The organism is Synechococcus sp. WH 8101 (genome assembly GCF_004209775.1).
Taxonomy (GTDB): Bacteria; Cyanobacteriota; Cyanobacteriia; order PCC-6307; family Cyanobiaceae; genus Synechococcus_C.
This window is the reverse complement of the sequence record NZ_CP035914.1, coordinates 1127461-1143794: the sequence shown is the minus strand read 5'-3', so window position 1 is coordinate 1143794 and position 16334 is coordinate 1127461. Positions and strand designations below refer to the sequence as shown.

15 protein-coding genes and 1 tRNA gene are annotated in these 16334 nt (G+C 62.8%); 6 read left to right on the top strand and 10 right to left on the bottom strand.

The features are described from left to right. Nucleotides 1–89: 89 nt before the first annotated feature. From SynWH8101_RS05825 to SynWH8101_RS05800, 6 genes are all read right to left on the bottom strand, one after another. Nucleotides 90–1619: a hypothetical protein gene (locus SynWH8101_RS05825; protein WP_130128953.1), complete on the bottom strand. Its 1530-nt coding sequence runs from the start codon at nt 1617–1619 to the stop codon at nt 90–92. 244 nt (nt 1620–1863) lie between these two features. After that, nucleotides 1864–1940: transfer RNA gene (locus SynWH8101_RS05820), tRNA-Met, on the bottom strand. 52 nt (nt 1941–1992) lie between these two features. Next, entirely contained in the window at nt 1993–2976 is a 984-nt protein-coding gene (locus SynWH8101_RS05815) for an asparaginase (protein WP_130128952.1), read from the bottom strand. A gap of 20 nt (nt 2977–2996) precedes the next feature. Further along, nucleotides 2997–3488, bottom strand: a complete 492-nt coding sequence (locus tag SynWH8101_RS05810) for a CGLD27 family protein (protein WP_130128951.1) — start codon at nt 3486–3488, stop codon at nt 2997–2999. Nucleotides 3489–3526: 38 nt separating this feature from the next. Beyond that, the gene (gene rsfS / locus SynWH8101_RS05805) at nt 3527–3895 is read right to left on the bottom strand and encodes a ribosome silencing factor (RefSeq protein ID WP_130130376.1); all 369 of its coding nucleotides are present in this window, start codon (nt 3893–3895) and stop codon (nt 3527–3529) included. A 22-nt stretch (nt 3896–3917) separates the two neighbouring features. Then, nucleotides 3918–4553: a DUF3318 domain-containing protein gene (locus SynWH8101_RS05800; protein WP_007102660.1), complete on the bottom strand. Its 636-nt coding sequence runs from the start codon at nt 4551–4553 to the stop codon at nt 3918–3920. A 123-nt stretch (nt 4554–4676) separates the two neighbouring features. Here SynWH8101_RS05800 and carB point away from each other — a divergent pair, with 123 nt between their 5' ends. The 3 genes from carB (at nt 4677) to SynWH8101_RS05785 (ending at nt 10102) form a co-directional block, all read left to right on the top strand. Then, nucleotides 4677–8000 (top strand): carbamoyl-phosphate synthase large subunit, encoded by a 3324-nt coding sequence (gene carB / locus SynWH8101_RS05795; protein ID WP_130128950.1) that lies wholly within the window; start codon nt 4677–4679, stop codon nt 7998–8000. A gap of 27 nt (nt 8001–8027) precedes the next feature. After that, nucleotides 8028–8708: a DUF3386 domain-containing protein gene (locus SynWH8101_RS05790; protein ID WP_130128949.1), complete on the top strand. Its 681-nt coding sequence runs from the start codon at nt 8028–8030 to the stop codon at nt 8706–8708. A gap of 65 nt (nt 8709–8773) precedes the next feature. Continuing rightward, nucleotides 8774–10102, top strand: coding sequence for a sodium:alanine symporter family protein (locus tag SynWH8101_RS05785; RefSeq protein ID WP_130128948.1), 1329 nt, complete (start codon nt 8774–8776; stop codon nt 10100–10102). Here SynWH8101_RS05785 and SynWH8101_RS05780 read toward each other — a convergent pair. The 3 genes from SynWH8101_RS05780 to SynWH8101_RS05770 are packed head-to-tail and all read right to left on the bottom strand — an operon-like array spanning nt 10077 to nt 12517. Next, complete coding sequence (locus tag SynWH8101_RS05780) at nt 10077–10310, bottom strand: DUF6447 family protein (RefSeq protein WP_130128947.1); 234 nt, start codon at nt 10308–10310, stop codon at nt 10077–10079. The genes SynWH8101_RS05785 and SynWH8101_RS05780 overlap by 26 nt on opposite strands. Nucleotides 10311–10335: 25 nt before the next feature. Then, nucleotides 10336–10767 carry a hypothetical protein gene (locus SynWH8101_RS05775; protein WP_254428067.1) on the bottom strand — a complete coding sequence of 144 codons (432 nt, stop codon included), beginning with the start codon at nt 10765–10767 and terminating at the stop codon, nt 10336–10338. 4 nt (nt 10768–10771) lie between these two features. After that, nucleotides 10772–12517 (bottom strand): ABC transporter ATP-binding protein, encoded by a 1746-nt coding sequence (locus tag SynWH8101_RS05770; RefSeq protein WP_130128946.1) that lies wholly within the window; start codon nt 12515–12517, stop codon nt 10772–10774. A 40-nt stretch (nt 12518–12557) separates the two neighbouring features. On the opposite strand from SynWH8101_RS05770, the gene SynWH8101_RS05765 reads away from it, so the two are divergent. The 3 genes from SynWH8101_RS05765 to folP are packed head-to-tail and all read left to right on the top strand — an operon-like array spanning nt 12558 to nt 14354. Further along, complete coding sequence (locus SynWH8101_RS05765; RefSeq protein WP_130128945.1) at nt 12558–12755, top strand: RNA-binding S4 domain-containing protein; 198 nt, start codon at nt 12558–12560, stop codon at nt 12753–12755. A 33-nt stretch (nt 12756–12788) separates the two neighbouring features. Continuing rightward, complete coding sequence (tpiA, locus tag SynWH8101_RS05760) at nt 12789–13520, top strand: triose-phosphate isomerase (protein WP_130128944.1); 732 nt, start codon at nt 12789–12791, stop codon at nt 13518–13520. Nucleotides 13521–13523: 3 nt separating this feature from the next. After that, on the top strand, nt 13524–14354 hold the full coding sequence (gene folP, locus SynWH8101_RS05755; RefSeq protein WP_130128943.1) for a dihydropteroate synthase: 831 nt from the start codon (nt 13524–13526) through the stop codon (nt 14352–14354). Nucleotides 14355–14357: 3 nt separating this feature from the next. Here the strand turns inward: folP and SynWH8101_RS05750 are convergent, their stop codons facing one another. Continuing rightward, the gene (locus SynWH8101_RS05750; protein ID WP_174719477.1) at nt 14358–16274 is read right to left on the bottom strand and encodes a CHASE domain-containing protein; all 1917 of its coding nucleotides are present in this window, start codon (nt 16272–16274) and stop codon (nt 14358–14360) included. Nucleotides 16275–16334 lie beyond the last annotated feature (60 nt).

The window sequence follows — 16334 nt, the reverse complement described above, 5'->3', positions numbered from 1 at the left end:
CAACACTTCCGCAAGCTGAACCCCCTGTCGGATGCCTGCCCCCAATGGGTTTGGCATCACACCCGCACCCTTCTGAAAATGGGAGCAATTTAGGGATTCTGCATGGCCTGAAAGGCTTTGAACTTCTGAAACTCAAGAAACTCGCGATAGGTCGCCTCATCCATCGAGGGGGTCGCCACCTCAGTGGCGGCCCCTTTTTCTTGGTATGAATCCTTGAACGTCTTGTCAGCGAGGCGTTCAGTGCGACGTTGTAATCGTGCTTCAGTCGCCTCGACTTGCCGCTCAAGAGGAATCCAGCGCCGGTAGGTGTCCTTGTGAACGTGAAGGCTGTGCCCCATCCAATCAGCAAAAGTCTGATCTGGTTCTGCCATGGTTTCTTCGCTGAGGTAGCAACGGATCGCGAAGGCATGGCGTGGGTCGTAGGAGCGAGCCCTCGATAGACCGTCTTCCCTCTCACCTCGCCCCTCAACGGTTTCACCCCAGAGCTCAGGAACCCCAGCCATCTCCATCCAGACCGCGATCTGCTCTCCCAGCTCCTCCGAGTTCCAACAATCCATCAGGCCATTGCGCCTCTCGATCAGGGGGACGAGACGATCACCGGGATGGAAGACAGGTTCGGCGGATCGCTTTGGCCAGGGTCTGGTGAACACTTTTGAGTGGCTGCGCATCCAACGCTGAGCCTGCTGCAACTGATCAGGAAGCGAGTAACGCTGGACCCAGCGGAACGGAACTGGAGTCAGTACGCGTTCACCAGTCTTGCCGAATCGAATATGGGCGATACCGGTGTCGCGAATCCAATCCAGATGCCAAACCTCATGAGGACGCAGTCCATAGGTGGCGATCAAAGCAAACACCGTGCGTAAAGGAGCCAAATGCGCCGGGAAAGCATCAAGCCAACGCTCAAAGTCTTCATCGCGCGGAATCGCCCTGGGCTTTTGGCGATCGACTGCTTTTCTTTTCCTGCCATGACCACCTTCAACCTTCGCCACCTGCTCCACCATGCGTTGATACAGGTCATCCAACGGCATCGCCTTGGATTGGATGATTTTGTTGATCAAATCCCGTTTGTTCTTGTAAGCCCCGAGATGCTGAGTGGGATCAGTCTCCTCAATCCACTGCTCAATCCTGGCAGACATCACAGGACCGCTCCATGACGCCATCTTGTTGAGGAACCCCACGTAATTCTTTTTGCTTCCTTCTCGGACCAGCTCACGGTCGATGTAGTCCATGACGTAGTGCGCGAAGCTGCTCCAGGAGAGCAGACCGGTGGCCCCTGACTCGACATCGATGCTGTGGTGACGCCAGTCGATGCGAGTCCCGAGCCAGCGACCGGCTTCGTGAGACTCCTCGCAGAGTTGAGCGCACTCCTTGATGGCCTTGATCTCGTTGGGCCCAGTCAACCAATCCTCGTCCTGCCAGCGGAACGGGGATGCAAACTCGACGGGGTGCTTCCTGAGCCCATCCCATACGGGCTTGTAGTCAAGGATCCGAATCACCCTGATGCGCTTCCGCTTTATCATGCGGAAACGACATCCCATCTTGCGTAGAGCGTCATTCCTGATCGCGAAGGCGTCCTTCTGGGAGTGGACCCGGCGATAAGCACTGGAGGCTGAGGCCATAAGCCTTACTAATTGCTGAGGGTGAGCGTTTGAAGGGCTCTGATCACGATCGAGCCACCTCTCCTCCCCCTTGAGCTTGGCAACAGCCTGAAAACTCTGGTAGTGGCATTACCAGAGTTTTCTGTAAACGAGGGGTTACCCCTGTCAGGTGTTGGGGTGGGGACCTCGTCCTGTCAGACCTGGAAGATCCCAGTCCCCAACAGCAAAAAGCCCCCGGAAGGTGGTCCTCCCGGGGGCTTTCAAGTGGTGGCGGGGGGGAGATTTGAACTCCCGACCTTCGGGTTATGAGCCCGACGAGCTACCAGACTGCTCTACCCCGCGTCGGCCTCCACATCCTACAACTTGGTGTCACCCGACACCATGGGCTGGGGGGTCAGCCCTCCTGGAAACGAAGCGCCCCCTCCACCTCCAGGCTCACACCGGGATTGAGGATCAGCACCTGCTCCTCGAGCTCCTGCAGCCCCGAAGGGGTCAACCAGTCGAGTTGGCGCAGCAGATGCAGGGCCACCGCTTGCTTGGCACGCCTGGAGCCGTCTTCCACCTTGATCGCCACACCGAGGCCTTCGCCAATTCGGCTCAGGCACTGGATGCCTTCCGCTCCCCCTTTGCTCAACACCTGACCGTGGGCCCGTTGCATCAGTTCGGTGTCAAAGCGACCCTCTCCCGCCACCAGCTCCGGGTGGGCGAGCATCGCTCGGCTGATCTGCTCCAGTTCCGCCTGGGTGGAAGCACCGAGGTGGGCATAAAGCAGCGCCATCTGAGCCAGCTGCAAGCGCAGCGTCGGAGCGCCGCAGTCATCGCGGGCGGCCACCAATTCCGCAGCGGGCAAACCGAGTAACTCGGCCACACGCCGATGCACCTCCCGCTGCACAGGATGATCTCCCTGCAGGTAGCTCTCGGTTGGCCAGGCCATCTTGCGGCAGGTGGCCAGGAAGGCCGCGTGCTTGCCGGAACAGTTGTGTTCCAGCGGGCTACTCGCCCCTATCGGAACAGGACACTGCAGCTGCGACACCTCCAGATCGGCATTCCACAGCAGCCGAAAGGCCTCGCGGGCATGGGTGGGCGTGCCGGCGTGGGAGGCACAGGCGATCGCCACCCCCTTCTCGCCGCAATCGAACTGCTCGGCCGCACCACTGCTGAGCAGCGGTAGGGCCTGGAAGGGTTTGAGGGCAGACCGGATGAAGGTTTCGTGATCGGGGCGTCCAGCCCGCATCAGGATCCGGCCCCGCTGATCGCACACCACCGCATGCACGCGGTGCACCGACTCCACACAACCGCCCCGCCGGAGGCGCACCTCCAGCGGGCTTGGGCCAGCCACCGACGCACCACCACTCCCAAAGCCTGCAGGCAATGCCATGTGCTCGACGTCAACAGCCTTCAAAGAGCCTGGCAGAGACTCGCTCCCACCAGCAGCAACCCCGTGGTCCAGGCCATCGAGCGGGCCAACCGCCCCAGGATCGGCCGCACTTCATGGCGTGCCATGAGCAGATCCCGCTCACGCCAGGCCAGGGGTTTTTCCCACACCTGGCCGTCGTACCAACCGGATTCCTCGTATTCCACCATCTCTGAGAGCAGGCGCTTGTGCACGTAGCTCCAACCCAGCCACTGGCGCACAAGCAGCAGCATGGGCAACACCAGGGCCGCCACTGCACCTGCCGCCAAAAGACGTGGCGGGTCATGGCGGAGGGTCCAGCTGCCGCTGGCCACGAGCACGGTGATCGGCAGAAACACCAACCAACTCACCAGCAGGGCCCGGTCCAGCCCCTGGGGCACCCGGGTGGGCCAGGCGAAGAACCAGGAGCGGCACAGCTGCTCAAACTCCTCCTGGGGGCGTTGATCCGGCGGAACAGGGCAAGGAGTGGCAGCCATCGGGGCAATCAGGCGGGCCTGAACGCAGCGTGCGCAGCTCAGGACTCCGGTGTCGTTGCCGACGCTACGAAAGGTCGGCGCTCACCGTGACTCCAGAACGCCTCCAGGTCGTAATAGCCCCGCTCACCGGGCTGGAGGATGTGCACGATCAACTCGCCGTAATCGAGCAAGGCCCAGCGCCCTTCGTTGAGGCCCTCCTTGCGCAGCGGCAGCCGGCCGGCCTCCGCTTCGAGGCGATCATGCACGGAACGGGCGATCGCCCGCACCTGCACATCACTCTGTCCGCCAGCGATCACAAGCCAGTCTGCCAGGCTCGAGACGGCATCGACCCGGATCAGCTCGATGTCTGTGGCTTTGCGATCGTCGCAGGCATCAGCGGCGAGTTCCGCCAGTTGAACACTCTCCAGCTCCGGGGCTGGGGCGCTGCCATCAGCCATAAACGTTCTCGCTGGTCACGGACTGACGGGATCCTTGCTGTTGGGCCATTTCAGCCCGGGCCTTGCCTGCACTCTTGCGTAGAGCTTCCAGACGATCTTCGTAGAAGCCCCGCTTCTTCTTCTTACGCGTCTGCTCGATCAGATCCTTCAGCGCACCACCCAGACTTTTGTAGGCATTGGGAACGCTGTAGCCGAAGCGGCAAGCCAGGTCGATCGCCCGCTCATCGGCGGCAATCGCATCCCGCAGCCGTTTCTCGGCGTTGTTCTTGAGATAGAGGCGATAACCGGCAAAACCAGACAACCCCAGGGCCATCACCAGCAACAAGCCATCCTGCACCCAGAGCTCCCCGATGGCGCCACCGAGGCCGATAGCCAGGGCCGCCATCTCCCAACCGTCGCGCGGAATCGTGTCGTTCTGGATCCGACCCACCTCATGCCAGAAGAGCAGGTTGCGGTGGTCGAGCGCGAGGTTGTCCCAGGGCTCGAGATCCACCTGAATCTCCACCTCATCGCGGCCGATCTCCTCCAGGGTGATCAGGGGCGGATCAACAGCAGCCGCCGCCTCCACGAACACCCAGCTCTGCATCTCCGGTGGCAGCAGCCCCTTCAGGCGCTGGAGCTCGCTCATGATCTCGTTTTTGCGTGCCGATCTCCTCACGCTAGCGACTCGATCCTGCAACCTTCGCAGCCTGAACACTCAGCGGTGCATCCGCGTGGGAGGCTTAACAGGTTTGCCTATCCCAAGAGGACCATGCCACGGCGGTCTGATCTGCGTCGCATTCTGCTCCTGGGATCCGGCCCGATTGTGATCGGACAGGCCTGCGAGTTTGATTACTCCGGAACGCAGGCCTGCAAAGCGCTCCGCGCCGATGGTTTCGAGGTGGTGTTGGTGAATTCCAACCCCGCCTCGATCATGACCGATCCGGACATGGCCGATCGCACCTACGTGGAGCCGCTCACCCCTGAGGTGGTGACCCGGGTGATCGAACAGGAACGCCCCGACGCCCTGCTGCCCACCATGGGTGGACAAACCGCCCTCAATCTCGCCGTTGCTCTGTCGGAGAACGGCACGCTGGAGCGCTACGGCGTGGAGCTGATCGGGGCCGATCTCCAGGCGATTCAGAAAGCGGAAGACCGCCAGCTGTTCAAACAGGCGATGGAGCGCATCGGCGTGAAGGTCTGCCCTTCGGGCATCGCCTCCAGCCTGGAGGAAGCGGAAGCGGTGGGTGCCGCCATCGGCAGCTTTCCCCGGATCATTCGCCCCGCCTTCACTCTCGGCGGCAGCGGTGGCGGCATCGCGTACAACCCGGAGGACTATGCCGCCATCTGCAAAAGCGGCCTGGATGCCAGCCCCGTCTCCCAGATTCTGATCGAGCAGTCATTGCTGGGCTGGAAGGAGTTCGAGCTGGAGGTGATGCGCGATCTGGCCGACAACGTCGTGATCGTGTGCAGCATCGAAAACCTCGATCCGATGGGGGTGCATACCGGCGATTCGATCACCGTGGCGCCGGCCCAGACCCTCACCGATCGGGAATATCAACGCCTGCGCGATCAAGCGATCGCCATCATTCGTGAAATCGGCGTGGCCACCGGCGGCAGCAACATCCAGTTCGCCATCAATCCCGACGACGGCGATGTGGTGGTGATCGAGATGAACCCCCGCGTCAGTCGGTCCTCCGCCCTCGCGAGCAAGGCCACCGGATTCCCGATCGCCAAGATCGCCGCCCGGCTGGCGGTGGGCTACACCCTCGATGAAATCCTCAACGACATCACCGGCAAGACACCCGCCTGTTTCGAGCCCACGATCGATTACGTCGTCACCAAGATTCCCCGCTTCGCGTTCGAAAAATTCAAGGGATCACCGGCGATTCTCACCACAGCGATGAAATCGGTGGGCGAGGCGATGGCGATCGGGCGCTGCTTCGAGGAATCCTTCCAGAAGGCGCTGCGTTCCCTGGAAACGGGTCTCTCCGGCTGGGGATGTGATCGCGAAGAGCCCGAATGGAGCAAAACCGATCTGGAACGGGCCCTGCGCACCCCATCACCCGATCGAATCCTGGCGGTGCGGGCGGCGATGGTGGCCGGTCGCAGCGATAGCGAGATCCATGAGCTGAGCCGCATCGACCCCTGGTTCCTAGCCAAACTGCGCCAGCTGATCGCGGCGGAGCAACGGCTGCTGCAGGGGCAACGGCTGGAGCAACTCTCGGCGGAGGCGTTGCTCGAACTCAAGCAGCTGGGCTACTCCGATCGGCAGATCGCCTTCGCCGTGGGTTCTGAGGAGCTGGCGGTACGCAGTCAGCGTGACCGCCTCGGGGTGCGGCCGTTGTTCAAAACCGTGGACACCTGCGCGGCTGAATTCGCCTCCACCACGCCTTATCACTACTCCACCTACGAACGACCGGTGCAGCGCCTCAATGCCGACGGTCACCTGGAGACCCTGGCGCCAGAGAGCGAAGTGCAGCCTGAGGAGCGCGCCAAGGTGATGATCCTCGGGGGTGGCCCCAATCGCATCGGCCAGGGCATCGAATTCGACTACTGCTGCTGTCACGCCTCCTTTGCCGCCCAGGAGCGCGGCTTCGCCACGGTGATGGTGAACAGCAATCCAGAAACGGTGTCGACCGATTACGACACCAGCGATCGGCTCTATTTCGAGCCGCTCACCCTCGAAGACGTGCTCAACGTGATTGAAACGGAACGACCGGAGGGGGTGATCGTGCAGTTCGGTGGCCAGACCCCGCTGAAACTCGCCCTGCCCCTGCTGCGCTGGTTGGCGACTGAGCAAGGCCTCAAAACCGGCACCCGTATCCTCGGCACCTCACCGGAATCGATCGATCGCGCCGAAGACCGGGAGCAATTCGAGGCGATCCTGCGGCAGCTGGAGATTCGTCAACCGCGCAACGGACTGGCCCGCAGCGAAGCCGAGGCCCGGGAGGTGGCGGCAGCTGTGGGGTACCCGGTGGTGGTGCGTCCCTCCTATGTGCTCGGCGGCCGGGCGATGGAAGTGGTGTTCGATCAACAGGAGCTGGATCGCTACATGGCCGAAGCGGTGCAGGTGGAACCGGATCACCCGGTGCTGATCGATCAATACCTGGAGAACGCCACGGAAGTGGATGTGGATGCCCTCTGCGACGCCTCCGGCACAGTGGTGATCGGTGGCTTGATGGAACACATCGAACCGGCGGGGATCCACTCCGGCGATTCCGCCTGCTGCCTGCCTGCCGTGTCACTGGGGGCGGAGGCCCTGGCCACGATCCGCCGCTGGAGCGAAGCCCTGGCTCTGGCCCTGAAGGTGCAGGGGTTGATCAATCTGCAGTTCGCCGTCCAGCGCGATGCCAGCGGCAGGGAGGTGGTTTACATCATCGAAGCCAATCCCCGCGCCTCCCGCACCGTCCCCTTTGTGGCCAAGGCCACCGGTCAACCATTGGCGCGGATCGCCACCCGCCTGATGACCGGCGAAAGCCTCGAACAAGTGGGCCTGCTCAGCGAACCGGTGCCCCCCCTTCAGGCGGTGAAGGAGGCGGTGCTGCCCTTCCGCCGGTTCCCGGGAGCGGATTCGCTGCTGGGTCCAGAGATGCGATCCACCGGTGAGGTGATGGGCTCCGCCGCCGATTTCGGCATGGCCTACGCCAAAGCCGAACTAGGAGCCGGTGACGGACTGCCCACCAGTGGCACCGTGTTCCTCTCCACCCACGACCGCGACAAACCGGCCCTGGTGCCGATTGCCGCCCGGCTGATCGACCTCGGCTTCCAGATCAACGCCACCGCCGGCACCTCCACGGTGTTGGCGGATGCGGGGATCGCGGTGACGCCCGTGCTCAAGGTGCATGAGGGCCGGCCCAACATCGAGGATCTGATCCGCTCCGGCAGCGTGCAACTGGTGATCAACACTCCCATCGGACGCCAGGCCGCCCACGATGATCGCTACATCCGCCGTGCCGCTCTGGACTACAACGTGCCGACGGTGACCACCCTCGCCGCCGCCCGCGCTGCAGTGGAGGGCATCGATGCCCTGCAACATCAACAACTGGAGATCCATGCGCTCCAGGATGTGCACGCCTCAACGACGGCTCGTTAGGGTCAAATCTCTCTCAAACGAGCGCCCGTGACGATCGCCACCTCCGCTGCCCCTGTTCAGGGAGCCGACTGCCGGGATGCCTTCCGGGCGGCCTATGAGAATCGCTACACCTGGGATCCGGAGTTCGGCGGCTATCGCGGCCGATGCCTCTGGCAGCAGGGTGATCGCCACCTCGAGGGGCGCTTCCAGGTGGGCGCCGACCTGAAGGCCACGGTGGAAGGAATCGAGGATCCTGAGGTGGAGAAGGCGATCCATTCCCAGCTCTGGGAAGTGGCGATTCACCGGGTGCGGCGCAGTTTCGATCAGGTGCATGGCGACAACACCTTCACCGCCGGTGACAGCACCGATGAGGGGTTGGAGGTGATCGTCGGTGGCAAGAATGCCGGTGATCGTTACCGCATCCACAACCGAGTGGTGACGATGGTGCATCGCCACATTCACGGCACCGTGGTCACGATCCACACCGGCTCCACCACCGACACCGGCGCTGGCTACCTGAGCCACACCTACACCAGCGCCTACGCCGATCCCGCCACCGGTGAAGCCCGCAGCGGCCTGAATCACTTCACCGACACCTTTGTTCCGCTCCAGGAGGGTGGCCCCTGGGTGCTGCAGGAGCGTCGTGTCCGCAGTGAAGCCCACGGCGACACCCCCGCGTCCGAGCAGGTCTTCCAGTTCCTCGACTGTGAGCCCCTGGGCGCCGCCTGATTGCTGATCAGGATTTTTTCGCTTTAATCGAAAAATTAAAGATTTCGCTGGGGGTCAGCCGCTGCATGGAATTTCTCAATGCCATCAACGGCTGGGTCTGGGGACCGGTCACCCTGACCCTGATCGCCTTCACCGGCGTATATCTGATGATCGGGTTGCGCTTTATGCCCCTGCGCCGCCTCGGTTTTGCGGTGCAGGCGATGCTCGATTCCATTCGCCGCTCCAACGGCGAAGGCGATGTGAGCGCCTTTCAGGGATTGATGACCGCCTTAGCGGCCACCATCGGCACCGGCAATGTGGCCGGTGTTGCCTCCGCCATCGGAGTGGGAGGTCCAGGCGCCGTGTTCTGGATGTGGCTGGTGGCCCTCTTCGGCACCGCCACCAAATTCGGTGAGTCGCTCCTCGCGGTGCATTTCCGCGAAACCGATGCACTCGGCGAACACGTGGGCGGCCCGATGTATGCGATCCGCAACGGTCTTGGCCCGCACTGGGCCTGGCTTGGAACCCTGTTTGCCATCTTCGGCACCCTCGCCGGCTTCGGCATTGGCAACGGCGTTCAGGCCCATGAACTCGCCAACGCCCTGGACGACTACGGCATCCCCAACCTGCTCACCGGCGTGGTGATGGCGGCGATCACCTTCGCAGTGATCATCGGCGGCATCGAGCGGATCGGACGGATCGCCGGTCTGGTGGTGCCCTTCATGGCGGTGATCTACATCGTTGGGGCTCTTTGGATTCTCATCACCCACCTCGGGGCGATTCCAGCGGCCCTCGGCCTGATCGTGCGCGATGCCTTCACCGGCCAGGCCGCCGCCGGCGGAGTGGTGGGAGTGGTGATTCAGAAGGGCATCGCCCGTGGTGTGTTCTCCAATGAAGCCGGCCTGGGCACGGCCCCAATCGCTCAAGCCGCCGCCCGCCCCGGTGATCCGGTGCTGCAGGGTGCGGTGGCCATGCTCGGCACGGTGATCGACACCTTGATCATCTGCACGATGACCGCCCTGGTGATTGTGATCAGCGGCCAATACAGCGAAGGCCTGGCCGGGGTGGACATGACCAAGGCCGCCTTCGCCTGGGGCCTGCCAGGGGGTGATCACCTAGTGACCTTCGCCACGATCCTGTTCACCGCCACCACCATCCTGGGCTGGGGCTATTACAGCGAGCGCTGCCTGGAATTTCTGGTGGGTGTGGGCCTCCCCCTCACCATTTTCCGCCTCGTCTGGGTTGCGGTGGTGGTGGTGGGCGCTGTCGCCACCTTCAGCACGGTGTGGACCGTGGCCGACATCCTCAACGGCCTGATGGCCCTGCCCAACCTGGTGGCACTGCTGCTGCTCTCGCCGGTGGTCTTCCGACTCACCGGCGCCTACCGCTTCAGTTCCCGTCCGGAAGAGGGGTGATGTCCTTGAGGCGCTCGTTCAGCTGCATCGCCATCGACTGCCGGCCAACGGCGAGCACCTTGAGAGTGTCTTCATGCATGCGCAGCTGGGCGTCGGCCACCTGCATGCCCCGCACCAGCTCCTTCAGCTCATCGGGCAGGGCATTGAGGTCGTAACGCTTGCCCTCGAACGTGAGCACGGGGTTCTGTTCGGAATTTTCGGGAGCCATCAGATCGTCTGAAACCCTCGAAATCTTACCCCTGCCCCTCGGAGTCGCTGTTTTTTTGAGGAGAAGACAACCGCTTTCTCTTCAGGAAGAACATCAACAAACTCCCAACCGGACTAATTTCAATCAGCTCCCATCCCTGCAGACCTAGATCATTCAAGAAATTCTGCAATTGCATCGCGGGATGCCCAGACCCCGGCTTGGGATTGGGGTAAAGGCCTGGAAACTCCCTTTTAATGAATTCAGGGCTCAGGGCACCCTGCAATTTTTGACTGGCGGCTTCTGGATTGGGAGTGGTGCTCGAATCTCGCGTTGATTTCTCATTGATGTTGATATGAATCACTCGATACTCCCAGCCGTCATGCCTCGAGAAAGATTCAGATGCAGACTCAGGTTTAGGCAATGCTGCGTCGTCCATCCCCTCCCCATGACCAGAGTTGTGTGGTTCAGATGGTTTCATCAGCTCAAACGTTCTGCAAGTCGCGAATGAACTGACGCTCGCAGAGTTCGCGGTAGCGGCCGCCCCGCTGCATCAACTCATCGTGACTGCCCTGCTCGCGGATGCGCCCGTGTTCCATCACCACAATCCGATCCGCTTCCTGCACCGTGGCCAGGCGATGGGCAATCACCAGCACCGTGCGGCCGCGCATCGCCTGGCGCAAACCCAGCTGCACGGCTGCCTCCGCTTCCGCATCAAGGGCGCTGGTGGCCTCATCGAGCAACAGCACCGCCGGGTTACCAAGCACGGCCCGGGCAATCGCCAACCGCTGCAGCTGCCCCCCCGACACATTCGTGCCCCGCTCCTCCAAGCGGGTGTTGTAACCCTCCGGTAAGCGCATGATGAAATCATGGGCATTGGCCAGCTGCGCCGCCTCCACCAGCTGCTCCTGGCTGGCCTGGCGCCCGAACTGAATCGCCTCAGCGATCGTTCCAGAAAACACACTGCTGCGCTGAGGCACCAGGGCCACCTGCTGCCTCAGCTCCCGGGCCTTCACCTGGGCCAGGTCCTTTCCATCGAGCAGCACCCGACCACTCTGGGCCGTGTTGAAGCGCAGCAACAACGAAAACAGGGTGCTCTTGCCAGCGCCGGACGGACCCACCAGGGCCACCACCTGACCGGCCGCCACCTGCAGGCTGAGATCGTGCAACACAGGCTGGCCCTCCTGATAGGCAAACTCCACCCGCTCCAGGTCCAGATCACCGCGGGGCCGACCCAGCGGCAGAGCTGGCTGGGGATCGGCCGCTTCCGCGGGTTCCTTCTCGATCGCCCGCAAGCGCCGCAGTGACGCCTGACCCTGCTGAAATTCGTTGTAGTTGGTGGTGAGGTGCGCAATCGGATCGATCAACACGATCAGTCCGGTGAGATAACTGCTCAACCCCTGACTGTCGAGATCGCCGCTGCTGATCCGGATCGCCGCCAACACCAGCACAAAGGCGATCCCGAGCACCTCGATCACCCCCACCACCGGATGCTGCAGCGCCACCAGCCGATAGGTGTTGTATCGCGCTTGACGATGCTGATCAATCTCCTCTTCAAACCGCCCCTGCAACCACGGTTCGGCCGCAAAGGCCCGCACCAGCGGTAACCCCTCGATCGCTTCACCGAGCAGACCGGCCAATTCGCTCACCTTCTTCTGGCTGCGTTCGGTGGCCGCCATCACCCGAGCACCGAACAGGCTGATCAACCAGGCGATCAGGGGGGCAAGCAACAGGATCGCCAGGGTGAGCTTCCAGTCGAGCCAGAGCATGTAACCGAGCACCGCCACCAGCTGCAGGGCACTGGGGATCGTGTCGTGCAGGGTTTTGTAAATCACCTCACTCACCCGGTCCGCATCCTCGGTGAGGCGATAGGTGAGATCACCGGCCGACAGCTTCTCGAGCGCACCGAGCTCCACCCGTTGCAACCGCTCAAACAGATCGCGCCGCAGCGCCTGACTCACCTGCAACGCCGGACCGGCCAACAGAGAATCCTGGAGAAACTGGGCCAGTTTCTGCACGAGAAACACCACCAGCACCAGGCCCAGCACAGGCACCACCACCTGGAGGTCACCGGAGCCGAGGGCAGGGATGAACTGACCCACCAGGTGCATCAGCACCGGCCAGCTGCCCACAAACACGGCCATGCTCAGACCACCCCAGACAAGCCGGCGTCCATGGGGTCGCAGGAGCGGCAACAACCGGCGGAAACCGGCTTCAGATGGGGTGAGCATCGCGCCACACTATCAATGGCATCCGGTGTGCTCAGGGGTCATGAGGCTCGATCAATTCCTCAAATGGCAGGGTTGGGTGGCCACTGGCGGTGAAGCAAAGCTGCGCATCCAGGCGGGGGATGTGTCGGTGAACGGCGCGGTGGAACAGCGGCGGGGGCGGCAGCTGCAAATCGGTGATCGTGTGCAGCTGGGCCCGGAGGTCGCCAGCGTTGAGGAGCCGCTTCAGCCTGGGCCGTAAGTTGGCTGCTGCTGAGCTGCAGAGGACGCAAGCGTGCGCAAACCGGTGATCGCTGGCAACTGGAAGATGCACATGACCTGTGCCCAGGCCAGGGAATGGATGACCGTGTTTCTGCCGCTGATCGCCAACACACCGGATGATCGCCATCTGGTGGTGGCACCGCCCTTCACGGCCATCTCCACTCTGGCGGAAATGGGCCAGGGTTCCCGCCTGGAGTTGTCGTCCCAGAACGTGCACTGGGAGGGGGAAGGGGCCTTTACCGGTGAAATCTCTCCCACCATGCTGCTGGAGCACGGCGTGCAATACGCAATCGTGGGTCACAGCGAGCCGCGCAAATACTTCAGCGAAAGCGACGAACAGATCAACCATCGGGGCCGGTCGGCCCAGAGCCATGGCCTGATCCCGATCGTGTGTGTGGGCGAAAGCGATGAACAACGCAGCCGCGGTGAAGCGGAGCGGGTGATCCGCCGCCAGGTGGAACAGGGCCTGGAGGGCCTTGATCCCGCCAAACTGGTGGTGGCCTATGAGCCGATCTGGGCGATTGGCACCGGCAAAACCTGCGAGGCCAGCGAAGCGAATCGGATCTGTGGCCTGATCCGCAGCTGGGTGGGCTCTCCTGATCTGATCATCCAATACGGCGGATCGGTGAAGCCGGGCAACATCGATCAACTGATGGCGATGAGCGACATCGACGGCGTGCTCGTGGGTGGGGCATCGCTCGATCCGGAAAGCTTCGGCCGGATCGCCAATTACCAGAAGAGCTGAGCCATGCAGCGCTGGCCGGCAGGATGGGGCCAACGCACCGGGGTGATGGGGGTGCTCAACCTCACACCCGATTCCTTCAGCGACGGCGGTCAGTTCGATCAACCGGAGCGGGCGATCGCCAGAGCGGAGCGGATGCTGGCCGCTGGCGCCGATGTGCTCGATCTGGGAGCCCAGAGCACCCGCCCCGGTGCCGTTGAGGTGGGCAGCGAGGAGGAACTGGCCCGGCTCCTGCCGGTGCTTCGCGCCATCCGTCGCAGCCAGCCAGACGCGATTCTGTCGGTGGACACCTTTCTTGCCCCGGTCGCATCAGCCGCCCTCGAAGCCGGTGCCGACTGGATCAATGATGTGAGCGGCGGTACGCGTGATCCGGCGATGCTCCCCCTGATCGCTGCAGCGGGCTGCCCCTATGTGCTGATGCATTCCCGCGGCGACAGCCGCACGATGGATGACTTCACCGACTACGGCAGCCTCGGTGTGGTGGAGGCGGTGCATCAGGCCCTGCAGCGGGCGACGGAACGGGCCCTGGCCTGTGGCGTGCAGCCGCAACAGCTGATCTGGGATCCAGGTCTGGGCTTCGCCAAGACCACCGAGCAAAATCTGGCGCTGCTCCGCGGCCTGCCTCGCCTGCGCGATGCGGGCATGCCGCTGCTGGTGGGTCCATCGCGCAAACGCTTCATCGGTGCGGTGCTGGAGGAGCCACGGGCCAAGGCACGCCTGTGGGGAACGGCTGCCGTGGTAGCCCAGTGTGCGTCCGTTGGCGTGGATATGGTGCGAGTGCACGATGTAGGGCCGATCCGGCAGGTGGCGCAGATGGCCGATGCGCTCTGGCGTTAGGGCTCAGTCCGCCACCAGGATGCGGGGCTCCTGCATCAATTTGGCGCGATACATCGCCGCATCGGCCGTACGGATCAGGCTGTCGGCATCGCCAGCGTGATCCGGCCAGCGGGCCACACCGATGCTGACGGAGATGCGCACCGGTTCAGGCAGGCCCGTGATCGCTTCAAACGGCTGCTCAATGGCGTGGTGCAGTTTCCGCGCCAACACCAGCAGACTCTCGATCGATGGGGCGTTCGGCACCAGAACCACAAATTCATCCCCACCCTGCCGGCAGAGGGTGTCACTGTCACGCAGGCACTCTTTCAGGCGCCGGGCCAGAGCCTGGAGCAGCAGATCTCCGGCGGCGTGGCCATACCGATCGTTCACCGGTTTGAACTCATTCAAATCCATGAACAACAACCCCACACCGCGGTTCTCCCGCCTGGCGAGGGCAAGGCTGCGTTCCAGTTCTTCGGCGAGCAGGGCACGGTTCGCCAGACCGGTGAGCGGATCATGGGTGGCGAGATACTGCATCTGCTCCTGCTGGCGATAACGATCGCTGACGTCATTCAACAAGCCGACAAAGTTGGTAATTTGATGGCGAGCATCAAGAACGGCGGTGATCGTCAGTTCATGGCGCATGATCTGACCATTGCGATGGCGATTCCAGATTTCGCCGTTCCAGAAACAGCGTTGAATGATTGCCGTCCACATCTGCTCATAAAAACTCGCCTCGTGGCGACCGGAGCGCATCAGGTTGGTTTTCTGTCCCCGGGCCTCTCGATCGGAATAGCCACTCAGTTGCGTGAAGGCCGGGTTCACCCGCACGATGATGCCGTTGGGATCGGTGACCACGATGCCGATGGGTGTCGTGTCAAACACCGTGGCGGCGAGGGCCTGCTCCTTGGCGGCATCCTGCTCCCGCGCCAGCGCCTCGCGCAGCTCCAGGTGGCTGGCGAGCAGGCGCTGACTGATCACGGCCGCCAGGGCGCTGAGACTCAGGCCCAGCAACGCCTGGAGCAGCAGCCCCTGGCTCCATCCGTCGGGATCGATGCTGCGGTGATCGAGTTGCACGCCGATCTCCCAGTTGCGATTAGCCACGGTGAGATTGCGCCAGGTGGGATGGGTCAACCGGTCACTGCCGGTGAGGTTGCGATTGTCAAAAACAAGATTCCGCTTGATGGTGCGATCGCTGTCGTAAATCACCACCGCAGCGTTCTCTAAGGCCGGCGCCTGCACCGTGGCCAGCGCACCCTGGATCAGATCACCGATCCGCAACGGCGAATAGGCCCAACCCCGGAGTCGCCTGAGGCGATCCTCGCTGGAGGGGAACACCGCCTCAGGCTGGCGATAGATCGCCTGATACAGAAGCGCTCCCACCTGGGGTTGGAGATTGGTTTCCTGGAGCAGACGCACCGGACCGCTGAGCACCGGCTCCCCGGTCAGGGCCGCCAGCTGCATCGCAGCGCGACGGGTGGATTGAGAATACATGTCGTAACCCACCGCCCGCTGATTGCGCCAATCATTGGGTTGGAGATACACGATCGCCGTGGTGAGCTCCCTTGGGCGGGGAGGTTTGATCGTGAAATCCGGTTGCCCTTCACGGCGGATCTGTTGCTCAAACGCGGCGACGTTATTGTCCGGCACCACAGCGGCATAGCCGAGGCCCTGGATGCCCTTCAGCGTGGAACCTCGGCTATTCAGGGTGTCATAAAAGGTGGTGAATTCGGCCAGGCTCACCTGCTCGGAGGCATTGAACAACCCCACCACCGAGTCGAGCGTCACGATGTTGGTCTGAAGGCGTTCGCTGATCGCCTGGCTGATCTCCTGACTGAGGTCCCGCTCGATCCGCTCATGTTCGAGGCGTTGGAAATTGCGCTGATCCGCACACCAGAGAGCTGTGATCCCCAACCCGAGCGACAGCACAACCCAGGGCAACAATCCGAGCCTGAAATTGGCAACTGGCCCGAATGGCCATCGCATGCGCTGCCCAAGCAC